This is a genomic window from Stenotrophomonas sp. CS3K5, from assembly GCF_059515225.1.
Map to the genome: position 1 here is coordinate 62,906 of NZ_JCAKRX010000010.1, position 13,781 is coordinate 76,686.

15 protein-coding genes and 1 riboswitch are annotated in these 13,781 nt (G+C 67.0%); of the genes, 8 read left to right on the forward strand and 7 right to left on the reverse strand.

Translation table 11 applies throughout. From position 1 onward, the window contains the following. Positions 1 to 130: 130 nt before the first annotated feature. Positions 131 to 1,231 carry a 3,4-dihydroxy-2-butanone-4-phosphate synthase gene (gene ribB, locus AC5YGJ_RS14995; RefSeq protein ID WP_496186999.1) on the reverse strand — a complete coding sequence of 367 codons (1,101 nt, stop codon included), beginning with the start codon at positions 1,229 to 1,231 and terminating at the stop codon, positions 131 to 133. Continuing rightward, complete coding sequence (locus tag AC5YGJ_RS15000) at positions 1,228 to 1,830, reverse strand: riboflavin synthase (protein WP_496187000.1); 603 nt, start codon at positions 1,828 to 1,830, stop codon at positions 1,228 to 1,230. Before AC5YGJ_RS15000 ends, ribB begins: the two co-directional genes overlap by 4 nt. 77 nt (positions 1,831 to 1,907) lie before the next feature. Next, positions 1,908 to 2,052: riboswitch (FMN riboswitch) on the reverse strand. A gap of 241 nt (positions 2,053 to 2,293) precedes the next feature. Between AC5YGJ_RS15000 and AC5YGJ_RS15005 the strand changes: the two genes are divergently transcribed. From AC5YGJ_RS15005 to AC5YGJ_RS15025, 5 genes are all read left to right on the forward strand, one after another. Then, entirely contained in the window at positions 2,294 to 2,917 is a 624-nt protein-coding gene (locus tag AC5YGJ_RS15005) for an outer membrane beta-barrel protein (protein WP_249841940.1), read from the forward strand. A gap of 149 nt (positions 2,918 to 3,066) precedes the next feature. Further along, entirely contained in the window at positions 3,067 to 3,951 is an 885-nt protein-coding gene (locus AC5YGJ_RS15010; RefSeq protein ID WP_496187001.1) for a hypothetical protein, read from the forward strand. Position 3,952: 1 nt separating this feature from the next. Continuing rightward, positions 3,953 to 4,372, forward strand: coding sequence for a hypothetical protein (locus AC5YGJ_RS15015; RefSeq protein ID WP_496187002.1), 420 nt, complete (start codon positions 3,953 to 3,955; stop codon positions 4,370 to 4,372). Next, on the forward strand, positions 4,373 to 4,576 hold the full coding sequence (locus AC5YGJ_RS15020; RefSeq protein ID WP_496187003.1) for a hypothetical protein: 204 nt from the start codon (positions 4,373 to 4,375) through the stop codon (positions 4,574 to 4,576). It abuts the gene before it with no gap. After that, positions 4,576 to 5,214, forward strand: a complete 639-nt coding sequence (locus AC5YGJ_RS15025) for a hypothetical protein (RefSeq protein WP_496187004.1) — start codon at positions 4,576 to 4,578, stop codon at positions 5,212 to 5,214. Before AC5YGJ_RS15020 ends, AC5YGJ_RS15025 begins: the two co-directional genes overlap by 1 nt. A gap of 33 nt (positions 5,215 to 5,247) precedes the next feature. Here the strand turns inward: AC5YGJ_RS15025 and ribD are convergent, their stop codons facing one another. The 5 genes from ribD to AC5YGJ_RS15050 all read right to left on the reverse strand — a co-directional run bounded on the left by ribD (position 5,248) and on the right by AC5YGJ_RS15050 (position 9,520). After that, the gene (gene ribD, locus AC5YGJ_RS15030) at positions 5,248 to 6,333 is read right to left on the reverse strand and encodes a bifunctional diaminohydroxyphosphoribosylaminopyrimidine deaminase/5-amino-6-(5-phosphoribosylamino)uracil reductase RibD (protein WP_496187005.1); all 1,086 of its coding nucleotides are present in this window, start codon (positions 6,331 to 6,333) and stop codon (positions 5,248 to 5,250) included. 93 nt (positions 6,334 to 6,426) lie between these two features. Further along, positions 6,427 to 6,948, reverse strand: a complete 522-nt coding sequence (nrdR, locus tag AC5YGJ_RS15035; protein WP_004143350.1) for a transcriptional regulator NrdR — start codon at positions 6,946 to 6,948, stop codon at positions 6,427 to 6,429. 139 nt (positions 6,949 to 7,087) lie between these two features. Then, complete coding sequence (locus AC5YGJ_RS15040) at positions 7,088 to 7,537, reverse strand: hypothetical protein (protein WP_496187006.1); 450 nt, start codon at positions 7,535 to 7,537, stop codon at positions 7,088 to 7,090. Positions 7,538 to 7,604: 67 nt separating this feature from the next. Then, positions 7,605 to 8,858: a serine hydroxymethyltransferase gene (gene glyA, locus AC5YGJ_RS15045; protein WP_496187007.1), complete on the reverse strand. Its 1,254-nt coding sequence runs from the start codon at positions 8,856 to 8,858 to the stop codon at positions 7,605 to 7,607. Positions 8,859 to 9,043: 185 nt separating this feature from the next. After that, positions 9,044 to 9,520, reverse strand: a complete 477-nt coding sequence (locus AC5YGJ_RS15050; protein WP_496187008.1) for an RcnB family protein — start codon at positions 9,518 to 9,520, stop codon at positions 9,044 to 9,046. Between the two features lie 253 nt (positions 9,521 to 9,773). Here AC5YGJ_RS15050 and ettA point away from each other — a divergent pair, with 253 nt between their 5' ends. From ettA to AC5YGJ_RS15065, 3 genes are all read left to right on the forward strand, one after another. After that, entirely contained in the window at positions 9,774 to 11,438 is a 1,665-nt protein-coding gene (gene ettA, locus AC5YGJ_RS15055; protein ID WP_107229821.1) for an energy-dependent translational throttle protein EttA, read from the forward strand. Between the two features lie 256 nt (positions 11,439 to 11,694). Next, entirely contained in the window at positions 11,695 to 12,384 is a 690-nt protein-coding gene (locus AC5YGJ_RS15060) for an outer membrane protein (protein WP_496187009.1), read from the forward strand. Positions 12,385 to 12,448: 64 nt separating this feature from the next. Next, on the forward strand, positions 12,449 to 13,765 hold the full coding sequence (locus tag AC5YGJ_RS15065) for an NCS2 family permease (protein ID WP_107229820.1): 1,317 nt from the start codon (positions 12,449 to 12,451) through the stop codon (positions 13,763 to 13,765). Positions 13,766 to 13,781: the final 16 nt, after the last annotated feature.

The following is a 13,781-nucleotide window of genomic DNA, read 5'->3' on the forward strand; positions in this document are numbered from 1 at the left end:
GGTAATTCTAGCGTGGATGGGCCCAAGGGGGCGTGCCGACCACCGGTAGTGCCGGCCGCTGGCCGGCAATCACGGGGAACGCGGTTGCCGGCCAGCGGCCGGCACTACCGATCCCATGTGCAGCGGCTGCCTACGGGGCCACCGTCTCCACCACTTCCAGGCCGTAGCCGGCCAGGCCGATCTGGCGGCGTGGGGTGCCCAGCACGCGCAGCTTGCCCAGACCCAGGTCGGACAGGATCTGCGCGCCGGCGCCGTTGCGGCGCCACTGGCTCACGTCCTTGTCCTTGCCCGGCACCACCGGCGCCGGCTGCTGGCGCAGGCGGGCCAGCAGGGCCTCGCCATCACGCGGGGCCTGCAGCACCACCATCACGCCACTGCCTTCAGCAGCGATCGCGCGCAGGGCATCGGTGGCGGCCACGCCGAAATCATCGCGACGCCAGTGCAGCAGGTCGGCCAGCGGGTTTTCCACCTGCACCCGCACCAGGGTGGGGGTGTCGGCATCCGGGGTGCCACGCACCAGCGCGAAATGCAGGTCGTGGGCGATGCGGTCGCGGTAGGTCACCAGCTTGAACGGACCGAATTCGGTGTCGATCTCGCGCTCGTCGACGCGTTCAACGGTCTTTTCGGTGGCCAGGCGGTAGGCGATCAGGTCGGCGATGGAGCCCATCTTCAGGCCGTGCTCGCGCGCGAACACTTCCAGTTCCGGGCGGCGCGCCATGCTGCCGTCCGGGTTCAGGATCTCCACCAGCACGCCGGCCGGTTCCAGCCCGGCCAGCATGGCCAGGTCCACGCCGGCTTCGGTGTGGCCGGCGCGGGTCAGCACGCCGCCGGGCTGGGCGATCAGCGGGAAGATGTGGCCCGGCTGGTGCAGGTCGGCCGGCTTGGCGTTGGGCTTTACTGCGGTGCGGATGGTGTGGGCACGGTCATGCGCGGAAATGCCGGTGGTGACACCCTCGGCCGCCTCGATGCTGACGGTGAAATTGGTCTGGAACTGCGCGGTATTGGCCTGCACCATCGGCGCCAGGCCCAGATCGGCCGCGCGGGTGCGGGTGAGCGGCAGGCACACCAGGCCACGGCCGTGGGTGACCATGAAATTGATGTCCGACGGCTTGACCAGCTCGGCGGCCATGATCAGGTCGCCTTCGTTCTCGCGGTCTTCGTCATCGACGATGACGACCATGCGGCCCTGGCGGATGTCTTCCAGGATCTCGGGAATGGGGGCGAAGTTCATGCGCGGGCTCCTTCACCCAACAACCGCTCGACATACCGAGCGACCAGATCGATTTCAAGATTGACCGCGCTGCCCACGCCGGTAGCGGAGAACGCGGTGTTGGCCACCGTGTGCGGAATGAGGGCGACTTCAAAGCCTTCGTCGTCCACTTCGTTGACGGTGAGGCTGACCCCGTCCACGCAGATCGAACCCTTCTTGGCAATGTAGCGGCGCAGCGCCGCCGGCGCGGCGAAACGCCAGCGCTGGGCGCGCGCATCTTCGTGGATGGACAGCACCTGGCCGAGGCCGTCGACGTGGCCGCTGACCAGATGGCCGCCGAGGCGGTCGGTCGGACGCATGGCACGTTCCAGGTTGATGACTGCACCCTCGGCCAGCTGACCGAGCGTGGTCAGGCCGAGCGTCTCGGTGGACGCATCGGCCTGGAAGCGGCTGGCGTCGAACGCGATGACGGTAAGGCACACGCCGTTGATGGCGATGCTCTCGCCCATCTGCACGTGGTCGAACGGCAGGCTGCCGACGTTGAAGGTGAAGCGGACATCGCCGCCGATGGCTTCGCGTGCGGCCAGACGGCCGACGCCTTCGATGATTCCAGTAAACAAGAAACGTTCTCCGCGGAAAGTGAGCGAAAAACGCCGCAAGGCAAACAGGCGGGCGCAGGGCCGCAAAGGCCCTGTGGCACCGTCTTCTTTCATCCGGACTATACCGTCGGCTCCGGCATTGGACCGGATCTGCTGACCCCCGGCCATAGACCGGGGCGCTCGCGGGCTCGTGCTTGCGCACCTACCGCCGGTGGGGAATCGCACCCCGCCCTGAAGACGTTTGTGTACCGGCGAACCGGCCTGCGTAGTGTAGCAGCCCGGCCTGAACGGGGTGCCCCCGGGGTCGGATCCCCTTGCGCAGCAAGGGGCTCCGACCCCAAGTGTGCCTAATGGCCCTCAGCTGTGACGGCCGTCTCTCGCAATTTGTAAAACTTTCATTAAACTTGGCGCCGGTCGACATGACGTCGCCACGGGCCGCCACAACGGCGCGCCCGCCAAAGGACTGAGAATCACAGGAATTCCGATGCGCAAGATCCTGATCGCCGCCGCCTTGCTGGCCGCTTCCCCGCTGGCCGCCGCTGCTGAAGGCCTGAGCTACACCTACGTCGAGGGCGGCTGGACCCAGGCCCGCACCGATGACAACGACTTCAACGACCCGAAGATCGACGGTGGCTACGTGCGCGGTTCGTTCGCGCTGGCCGAGCAGGTGCATGTGTTCGGTGGCTGGTCCTACGCCTCCAATTCCTACGACTACCCCTACGGCTCCTACAAGCTGAAGCTGAGCCAGCCGGAGCTGGGCCTGGGCTACCACATGCCGTGGACCGACCGTCTGGACTTCACCGCCGACGTCGCCTGGCTGCGCCAGCAGTCCGAGATCACGGTGCATTCGGATTTCTACGGCCGCCTGCGCGGCAAGGACCACACCAACCTGGCCCGCGCCACCCTGGGCCTGCGCGGCAAGCCGTCGCCGAAGACCGAAGCCTGGGCCAAGGCCGGCTACATGGATGGCGGCAACCACTTCGAAGGCACCTGGGTCGGCACCGTCGGCGGCCAGATCAACTTCACCCGGACCTGGGGTCTGGTCGGCGAGATCTCCGGCTACCGCGACGTCACCCAGTACTCCGCCGGCGTCCGCGCCAGCTTCTGATTGCTCGATCCTCGTCGTGCGATCGAACGGGCCCCGCAAGGGGCCCGTTTTTTTTTGGCTCGAACGCACCCGCATCCGATCACTGCGCACCATCGAAAACACCGGCAGATGCGCTAGGCTTGCGCGCCTCTGGAACAGGAATTCCCACCATGAACACCCCCTTCCGCACGCTGCTGGCCAGCGCCCTGCTGTGCACTCCGCTGCTGGCCGGCGCTGCATCGGCCCAGCTGAGCCCCGAACAGGCCTTCGACCTGTATGCACGCGCCCTGCTGGAAGACGACGCAGCCGCGACCCGCACGCTCAACGATGCGCTGAAGCCAGCCTTCGAAGGCCAGGACGCGCTGACCCCGACCCCGGGTGCGCTGGCCAAGGCGCTGGCCGAGCCGTGGCAGACGGTGCTGGCCAGCACCGGCGCAAAGGCCGATGCCGCTGCGGCCGAAGCGCTGTATGCCAAGGCGCTGCGTGATTCGAAGTGCCGCGCCACCGAAGGCGTGATCGAAGACAACGAGTACCTGGAAGACCAGAAGCTGGCACGCATCAGCTTCACCTGCCAGGTGCCCGACCTGGCCAAGGTGCGCCCGCTGTTCGCCGCCAGCCTGGCCGCCGACGCCACCCCGGCCGTGCGCACTCAGTTCACCCAGGCCTATACCCAGGCCTTGCAGAGCGGCATGCGCGTGCCGGTCAGCGGCACCTTCACCCTGTACCCGGCCAAGGACAACGGTTACTGGTACAGCGGCAATTTCGATGACCTGGTGGGCACCGTGACCGGTGCGCTGGCACCGTTCGAAGACTGGATGCAGGACGCGCAGGCGGCCACTGCGCCGAAGGTGACTGGCGTGCCGGGCTGCGACCTGCTGCTGCAGCAGCACCGCGCCTGCGTGGCGAAGATCGCGCCGGAGCAGATCAGCGGCGTGGACGCGATGGCCGAGGAACTGAAGGCCAAGGCACAGGTGCAGTCGGCTGAGGAGATGACGCAGGAGTGCAAGGCGCTGCGCCCGATCGCCGAGATGATGTGGACCGACGCATGCGCCTGACGTGGCGTCGCTGAAGTACATGGGGCTGGCAGCACTGTTGCTGGCCCCGGTGGCAGCCCACGCCAGCACCGATCCCGCCCTGCAGGTGTTCGACCTGTACGCGCAGGTGATCGTGCACGGAGACCCGGCCGCGCAGGCATCGCTGGCGCGTTACCTGCCGGGCGATCAGGGGCCGGCGATGGCGACCGCGCTGGCCACCATGAGCCACCTGGACCAGGCCCCCGAGCTGGCCGATTGGCCGCTGGCCGCCGCGGCTGTGCGCACGCGGCAGCGATCGGTACGGTGCAGCATCGACAGCGTGCGCTACCCACAGGCCGCAATGGCCGACGTTTCCTTTCGTTGTCGCCTGCCTGACCTGAGTGCATTGCTGCCGGTGTATCGGCAGCATCCGGTGCCGTTCAATGGACCACACCCGCCGTAGATGACAATACCGCTGGCAACGGCGTACACGCGGATGATTGCGGTGGCACCGGATCGCGAGAGCATCATCGGCGTGTCGTTCCAGCGCGATCATGACGGCGCTGCCTGGCGCATCGTCAACCCGACGCCGCTGTTGAGCGCGGTTGCCGATGCCTTCCTGCCATTCTTTGAATGGAATGAACACCTGCCCGACGAGGCCAGATGATGCCGCGCCTGCTGTTCTTCCTGCTGTGGGTTGCTTCGACCGCCGCTGCACAGACGCCCGCACCGACACCGACACCGACACCGACACCGACACCGACACCGACACCGACACCGGAGCAGAGCTTCGACCTGTTCGCGCGGTTCATGCTGGAAGGTGACGCCGACGCCGAAGCGCGGATCGCCGCCTTGACCGGCATGCCAATGCGCACCGAACGCTGGGAAGATGCAGTGGACCGGATGGTCGTTGGCGAGGCATCCGCAGACAACGCGCGCGCACGCGCTGGCCGCGATCTTTCGCGGCAGGTGGCGCTGGCACTGCGGCAGACCCACTGCCGCAGCACGGGCAGCGAACGCCACGATGGTGACGACGTCCAGGTCGCCACCGTCGCGTACACCTGCCAGGTACCCGACTACGCGGCGATGGACAAAGGCACGCCGGGCGACACGGCCAGCGCGCCGGGCGATGAGGGCGAACTGGCAGGGGTTCAGCACGTAATCGCCCTGCTGCAACGCGCTCCCAGGCGCGTCCATGCCGGCAGCGTGGTCATGGCACGCCTCAATGAGGATGATGTCTGGACAACGCAGGATATGCCCCCGCTGCACCAGTGGATCGAATTGCTGCTGGCGCTGCCGGAGTAGAAGATCCCACGTGCAGGACGCCCGGGAAACGTATCAGGGCCGCATCAGCAACCGTAGATCGTCACCGACCTGGCGTTGATCCACCACGCGCAGGCGGCGTTGCTGGTCCATCGCTTCGATGCCCAGTCCTGCCAGCAACGGGCGGCCGGTCTCGCCGAGCAGGATCGGCGCCTGGTAGAGCAACAACTCATCCACCCAGCCGCCACGCAGTAGCGCACCGGCCAGCGTGGCGCCTGCTTCGGTGTGCACTTCATTGATGCCACGCTCGGCCAGCAGGGCCAGCACCGCGCCCAGGTCGAGGCGACCATGGCGGCTGGTGACACTGGCGAACGCCGCGTCCGCGGCATCCGGGGGGCTGACCACGGCGTTGTGCAGGTACAGCGTCGGCGCCCCGCCCTCGCGCACGCGGCTGCACTCCAGCGAGCGCAGGCGTGCGTCGAGCACCACGCGCAGCGGTGGCAGCACCTCGGTATCGGGCAGACGCACGGTGAGCATCGGGTCGTCGGCGATCACGGTATCGGCGCCGGTCAGGATCGCACCGGCGCGCGCGCGCCAGTGCTGGACATCCTCACGCGCGGCCGCGCCGGTGATCCACTTCGAGGTGCCGTCGGCCATCGCGGTGCGGCCATCGAGACTGGCGGCCAGCTTCACCCGCAGCCAGGGGCGGTTGCGCTCCACCCGCGACAGGAAGCCCTTGTTGAGCTCGCGCGCCTGTGCGGCCATCAGCCCCTCGCTCACCTCGATGCCCGCTTCGCGCAGCAGATCGAAACCACCGCCATCGACCTTCGGGAACGGATCGCGCAGTGCCGCAACCACGCGCGATACGCCGGCTTCGATCAGTGCCAACGCGCACGGCGGTGTGCGCCCGTAGTGCGCGCAGGGCTCCAGGGTGACGTAGGCAGTGGCGCCGCGTGCCTCACTGCCGGCTTCACGCAGTGCAAAAACTTCGGCGTGCGGGCCACCGGCGCGCTGGTGCCAGCCCTGCCCGACCACGCGCTCGCCATGGGCGATCACACAGCCGACCATCGGGTTGGGGCGGGTGGTATAGGCACCGCGCTCGGCCAGGCGCAGCGCATTGGCCATGTGCAGGTGGTCGAGAACGGAGAACGGGGTGCTCATGCCGCCATGGTACCGCTGTCGGCGTTGATCCACGCCATGCGTGGATGGGTGTCTCCCTGCCAACCCAGGTTGGCATCCACCCGGCAAGCCCGGTCAGCCCTTCTTTTTCTTGGTCAGGGCAATCACATCGCCCAGCAGCTGCAGCTGTTCGGTGCTGGACGGCAGATCACGTTCCAGCTTCTCGATCTCCTCGCGGAAATCGGCCACGTCCTCGAAGCTGCGGTACACCGATGCAAAGCGCACATAGCCGACATGATCGAGCTTGCGCAGTTCGTTCATCACGAACTCGCCAACCTTGATCGAGGGCACTTCGCGCTCGCCACTGATGCGCAGCTGGTGGACCACTGCGCGCACCGCCGCTTCGATCTTGTCTTCGGCCACCGCGCGCTTCTGCAACGCGCGATCGAAGCCGGCACGCACCTTGCGCTGGTCGAAGGCTTCGCGGGTGCCATCGCTCTTGACGATGGCCGGCAGCTTCAGCTCGACCGTTTCCATGGTGCTGAAACGCTCGCCGCACGCTTCGCATTCACGCCGACGGCGGATCGTCGCGCCGTCTTCAGAGACGCGCGAGTCGATGACCCGGGTATCGGCATGTTGGCAGAAGGGGCAGTGCATGGAACGCCTGGCTCAGGGGACAACCTAATTGCCACGGTCATGGCAGCGTCGCAAAGGTACCTGAGAAGGGCCCATGCAGCAAATGCTGTCTGCGCGAAAGTGCCTGCGTAGCGGCCGATCCGGCCGCCTGACGGATAGCTCAACCGGCCTGACCGGCGCCGGCGACATCCTGCCCGCAGCGCAGCCAGGCCAGATGTGCGGCCGGCAGCAGGAACGGTGGTCCCAAGCCCAGGTAGCTCAAAAGCGCGAATTCGCCCTGCTTGAACACCAGGTGCAGTGTGACCGCGACCACAGCCAACGCCGCCAGGACGCCCAGTCCCAACCCCACCCACACAGCAGGCGACGATTGCCGCAGGCCGGCGCGGCCACGGCGCAGGAACACACCGCTCAGCCACAACCACGACAGCAGGCCGATGACGCCGCCCGACGACCACAGCAGCAGCACGGTGGGTTCGTTGCCGGACAGATACTTCCCGTCCGCCACGACCATCAGCCCCAGCACCGCGACGGTGCCTGCGGCGGCAAGGGCCGGCAGTCCGAGCAGCAGGCCGCCGACTGCCACCATGCGCTTGTGTCCGCTTTCATCCATGCGCGGGATTCCTGATGGCGGGGTCAGAGCCCTTCCCTGCGGGAAGGGATCCGACCCCACTCCCCGATCAGCCGTAGACCGGGTACTTGCGGCACTGCGCGCTGACGGCATCGCGCACGCGGGCGATGACGGCGTCATCGTTCGGTGCGTCGAGCACGTCGGCGATCCAGTTGGCCAGGTCCACGCAGTCCTGCTCGGTGTAGCCGCGCGTGGTGACCGCCGGGGTGCCCAGGCGCAGGCCCGAGGTGACGAACGGCGAACGCGGGTCGTTCGGCACCGAGTTCTTGTTGACGGTGATGTGGGCCTTGCCCAGCGCGGCTTCCGCATCCTTGCCGGACACGTCCTTGCCGATCATGTCCACCAGCATCAGGTGGTTCTGGGTGCCACCGGAGACGATCTTGTAGCCGCGCGCGATGAGCGTGTTGGCCATCGCCTGGGCGTTCTTCACCACCTGCTGCTGGTAGGCCTTGAAGCCCGGTTCCAGCGCTTCCTTGAAGGCCACGGCCTTGCCGGCGATGACGTGCATCAGCGGACCGCCCTGGATGCCCGGGAACACGATCGACTGCAGCTTCTTGACCAGGTCTTCGTCGGCGCCCTTGGCCACGATGATGCCGCCGCGCGGGCCGCGCAGGGTCTTGTGGGTGGTCGAGGTGACGACGTGGGCGTGTTCCAGCGGGCTCGGGTAGACGCCGGCGGCAACCAGGCCGGCGACGTGCGCCATGTCCACGAACAGGTAGGCACCGACCTTGTCGGCGATGGCGCGGAAGCGCGCCCAGTCGATCACCTGCGAGTAGGCCGAGAAACCGGCCACGACCATCTTCGGCTTGTGCTCCAGGGCCAGCCGCTCGACTTCGTCGTAGTCGATCAGGCCCTGATCGTTCACGCCGTACTGCACGGCATTGAACAGCTTGCCGGAGGCATTGACCTTGGCGCCGTGGGTCAGGTGGCCGCCGTGGGCCAGGCTCATGCCGAGGATGGTGTCACCCGGCTGCAGCAGCGCGAAGTACACGGCCTGGTTGGCCTGCGAACCGCTGTGCGGCTGCACGTTGGCGTAGTCGGCGCCGAACAGCTGCTTGAGGCGGTCGATCGCCAGCTGCTCGGCGATGTCCACGTATTCGCAGCCGCCGTAGTAACGCTTGCCCGGGTAGCCTTCGGCGTACTTGTTGGTCAGCTGGCTGCCCTGGGCTTCCATCACCGCCGGGCTGGTGTAGTTCTCGCTGGCGATCAGCTCGACGTGGTCTTCCTGGCGCTGGGTCTCAGCGGCGATGGCCTTGGCCAGTTCGGGATCGTAGGATTCGATGCGGACGTCACGCGGGAACATCGGGTACTCCAGCAGGCAGGGAAAAGGGGTACGGCTCAGCCCTTGATTGTAGCCCCGCACCGCGCCGCTGGGGCCGAAACGGACGGGGCCGGCATCCCCGAAGGAATCCGGCCCCGTATGGTTTCGATTGACGTTGTGGGGTCAGAGCCCGTTCCGTTGGAGCGGGATCCGACCCCGTGGCCGGCTCAGCGGCCGCTGAGCACGTACTGGGCGATCACGCCGGTGGCGATGGCCACCAGCAGCATGTTGCCGCGGTCATCGCGGATCCAGTGGTGGCCATACGGCGGGCGGCGCAGGTGGTAGCGCGGGTAGTCGTTCACCACGTAGACCGGGCCGGAGTAGTAATTGCGGTAGGGCGAACCGACCCGCCAACCGTAGTTGCCATAACGCGGCGGCGGCGGCGCCGGCCGGTAGACCACGCGCGGCGGTGCCGGGCGGTAGTAACGGTCGTGATCGCGGTGCCAGTCGCGGCGGTCTTCGCGGTAGTCGCGGCGTGCCTCGCGGCGGTCGCGTTCCCAGTCGCGGCGGTCCTGGCGCCACTCACGGCGGTCTTCGCGCCATTCACGGCGGTCACGGTGATCGTTGTCGGCGAAGGCGGGGGCCACTGCGCCGAGCGCCAGCACAGAGGCCACGGCACTGGCCACTACTCGATTGATGCGCATATCGGACCTCTGCTTGGGTGGGTGGTGAGCCCATATTGCGCATACGATCTGAACGGTTTCCGGCTGGAAACGCTTCCCGCTGCGGGACTGTGACCGGGTATTCAGGCCGCAGCCAGTCCGGCGCGGGCCTCCCGGCGCGGCGCAGCAGCGGTTCCGGCTATAATTGGCGGTATTCCATTTCAGTCTGTGCCCGCTGCCGCAACGGGATCTTCCCGTGACGGGCCGGGCGCAGGGCCGCGCCTACGGAGACCGCATGTCCTCGCAATACATCTACACCATGAACCGCGTGTCCAAGGTGGTCCCGCCCAAGCGGCAGATCATCAAGGACATCTCGCTGTCGTTCTTCCCGGGCGCGAAGATCGGCCTGCTGGGCCTGAACGGCGCCGGCAAGTCCACCGTGCTGAAGATCATGGCCGGCGTGGACACCGATTTCGAGGGCGAAGCCCGCCCGCAGGCCGGTATCAAGGTCGGCTACCTGGCCCAGGAACCGGAGCTGGACCCGACCAAGACCGTGCGTGAAGCGGTGGAGGAAGGCGTGGGCGAAGTGCTGCAGGCCCAGGCCGCGCTGGAAGCGGTGTACGCCGCCTACGCCGAGGAAGGCGCCGATTTCGACGCGCTGGCCAAGGAACAGGAGCGCCTGGAGGCGATCCTGGCCGCTGGCGATGCGCACACCCTGGAAAACCAGCTGGACGTGGCCGCCGATGCGCTGCGCCTGCCGCCGTGGGATGCCATCGTCGGCAAGCTGTCCGGTGGTGAGAAGCGTCGCGTTGCGCTGTGCCGCCTGCTGCTGCAGAAGCCGGACATGCTGCTGCTCGACGAACCGACCAACCACCTCGACGCCGAGTCGGTGGAATGGCTGGAACAGTTCCTGGCGCGCTACACCGGCACCGTGGTGGCCGTTACCCACGATCGCTACTTCCTGGACAACGCCGCCGAGTGGATCCTGGAACTGGACCGTGGCCGCGGCATTCCGTGGAAGGGCAACTACACCGACTGGCTGACCCAGAAGGACGAGCGCCTGAAGCAGGAAGACAACCAGGAAAAGGCCCGCCAGAAGGCGATCCAGAAGGAACTGGAATGGTCGCGCCAGAACGCCAAGGGTGGCCGTACCAAGGGCAAGGCGCGTCTGGCCCGCCTGGAAGAGCTGCAGTCGGTCGATTACCAGAAGCGCAACGAGACCAATGAAATCTTCATCCCGCCGGGCGAGCGCCTGGGCAATGCGGTGATGGAGTTCAAGAACGTCTCCAAGAAGTTCGGCGACCGCCTGCTGTTCGACAACCTGAGCTTCCTGGTGCCGGCCGGCGCCATCGTCGGCATCATCGGCCCGAACGGTGCCGGTAAGTCGACCCTGTTCAAGATGATCACCGGCCAGGAAAAGCCGGATACCGGCGAGATCGTGGTCGGCCCGACCGTGAAGCTGTCCTACGTGGACCAGAGCCGCGACGCGCTGGAAGGCAACCACAACGTCTTCCAGGAAATCGCTGGCGGCCTGGACATCCTCAACATCAACGGCATCGAGATCCAGTCGCGCGCCTACATCGGCCGCTTCAACTTCAAGGGCCAGGACCAGCAGAAGATGGTCGGTTCGCTGTCCGGTGGTGAGCGTGGCCGCCTGCACATGGCCAAGACCCTGCTGCAGGGTGGCAACGTGCTGCTGCTCGACGAACCGTCCAACGACCTGGACATCGAAACCCTGCGTGCGCTGGAAGATGCGCTGCTGGAGTTCCCGGGCAACACCTTCGTCATTTCGCATGACCGCTGGTTCCTGGATCGCATCGCCACGCATATCCTGGCGTTCGAAGGCGATTCGCACGTGGAGTTCTTCCAGGGCAACTACCGCGAGTACGAAGAAGACAAGCGCCGCCGCATGGGCGACGACGCCGCGCCCAAGCGCCTGCGCTTCAAGGCGCTGAAGTAAGAAAGGAAGAACGGCCGCGCTCTGCGCGGCCGTTCTGCATCTGGGTAGGTCACCACCGTTGGTGGTGACGCCCGCCCCCATTTCCTGCGCAGTCCGGCGCTTTTTTCACGCTGCGACCGCGGTCTTCACGCCCATCAAGCACGCCTAACACCTTGTCGCACATGGCCCGTTGGCAGCTTGCAACTGTTTGTATGTTCCGCCGCACCGCCTTCGGTTTTCCTACGCCCCGCTTATCCCCCAACGTAGGAAACCCCCAATGAAAGCACTGATCATCACCACGGCAGCCCTGATGCTGTCGGGCACTGCCGCGGCCGCCAGCTCCGACTGGGACGGCTACTACGTCGGCGTGCAGGCATCGCACAGCGAAGGCCACAGCAAGGACCGCAGCAACGCCAACGCATCGGAAAAAAGCATCCGCGGCTTCACCGGCGGCGTGCAGGGCGGCCGTCGCTGGCAGTTCGACAACAACATCGTGGTGGGCCTGGAAGGTTCGCTGTCCTTCGGCAACGTCGGGCGCGACTGGAAGGACCGCGAGCAGCACCAGTACAGCCCGTACCACGGCAAGGATGCAGTGACCCGCGCAGGCGCCGTTGATGTGACGCTGGGCCGCGCGATGGGCCGCTGGCTGCCCTACGTCGGTGCCGGCGTAACCGTGGCCCAGCAGGAGTTCACCTTGGGCTGCGACAAGTCGCTGGTGGAAAAGACCAACGGTTGCCGCGTGGCCGAGTTCGAGAACCGCGCCTCCCACGTGTCCACCGGCGCCCATGCCACGGCAGGCGTGCTGTACCGCTTCAACGACCGGCTCTCGGCCGGTGCCGAGTACCGCTACACCCACCTGGGTTCCAGCCCGGTGACCCTGGAAGATCCCAACTACCCGGCTGCGGCCCGCCGCAGCTTCCATACCGACTACAGCAGCGTTACGCTGAAGTTGAACTACCACTTCTAACCGCCTGGCGACGTACCCGCAGGTCCCCAGGGGCGGCAGGGCGTGCAGGCATGAGAGATCTGCGATGTCCCTGTTCGAGCGCCTGTTCCAGCTGCAGCAGCACGGCACCACCGTGCGCACCGAGCTGCTGGCCGGTGTCACCACCTTCCTGACGATGTCCTACATCGTCTTCGTCAACCCGGAAATCCTGGGAACCACGGGCATGGATGCCGGTGCGGTGTTCGTGGCCACCTGCCTGGCCGCGGCATTGGGTTCGGCGGTGATGGCGCTGGCCGCCAACTTCCCGGTCGGCATGGCGCCGGGCATGGGCCTGAACGCGTTCTTCGCCTTTACCGTGGTCGGCGCCGCCGGGTTGCCGTGGCAGCAGGCATTGGGCGCGGTGTTCATTTCCGGCCTGGTGTTCCTGGTGCTGTCACTGACCGGTGTGCGCGCCTGGCTGGTATCCGGGATTCCTTCCTCGCTGCGTTCGGCCATCGTGGCCGGCATCGGCCTGTTCCTGGCGATCATCGCGCTGCAGAAATCCGGCGTCATCGTCGGCAACGAAGACACCCTGGTGGCGCTGGGCCCGCTGAACACCGCGCCGCCGCTGCTGGCCCTGGCCGGCTTCCTGCTGATCGCGGTGCTGGAAGCGCGCCGCATCCGCGGTGCGATCCTGATCGGCATCCTGGCCGTGACCGGCGCCGGCTGGGCGCTGGGCGATGTGCAGTACCAGGGCCTGGTCTCGCTGCCGCCGAGCCTGGCACCGACCTTCCTGCAGCTGGACCTGCCGGGCCTGTTGCACCATGACGGCGGCGCGCCGCTGGCGGTGCTGCTGCAGGTGGTGCTGGTGTTCGTGCTGGTGGAAGTGTTCGATGCCACCGGCACGCTGTACGGCGTGGTCGGCCGCGCCGGCCTGCTGAAGCTGCCGGGCGCGCAGAAGCGCTTCGGGCGTGCGCTGCTGGCCGACAGCACCGCGATTGTTGCGGGCTCGCTGCTGGGCACCAGCAGCACCACCGCCTTCGCCGAAAGCGCCTCGGGCGTGCAGGTGGGCGGGCGCACCGGGCTGACCGCGCTGGTGGTGTCGGCGCTGTTCCTGGCCGCGCTGCTGTTCTCGCCGCTGGCGGCGATGGTGCCCAGCTATGCCACTGCACCGGCCCTGCTGTTCGTGGCCGGCCTGATGCTGCGCGAGCTGGTGGAAGTGGACTGGAGCGACCTGACCGAGTCGGTGCCGGCGGCGCTGTGTGCACTGGCGATGCCGTTCACCTACTCGATTGCCAATGGCCTGGCGTTCGGTTTCATCGCATACGCCGCGCTGAAGGCCGGTACCGGCCGCTGGCGCGAAGTGCATCCGGCAGTGTGGCTGGTGGCGGTGCTGTTCACCCTGCGCTACGCGTTGGAATGATGCCTGGCTGAGGGTC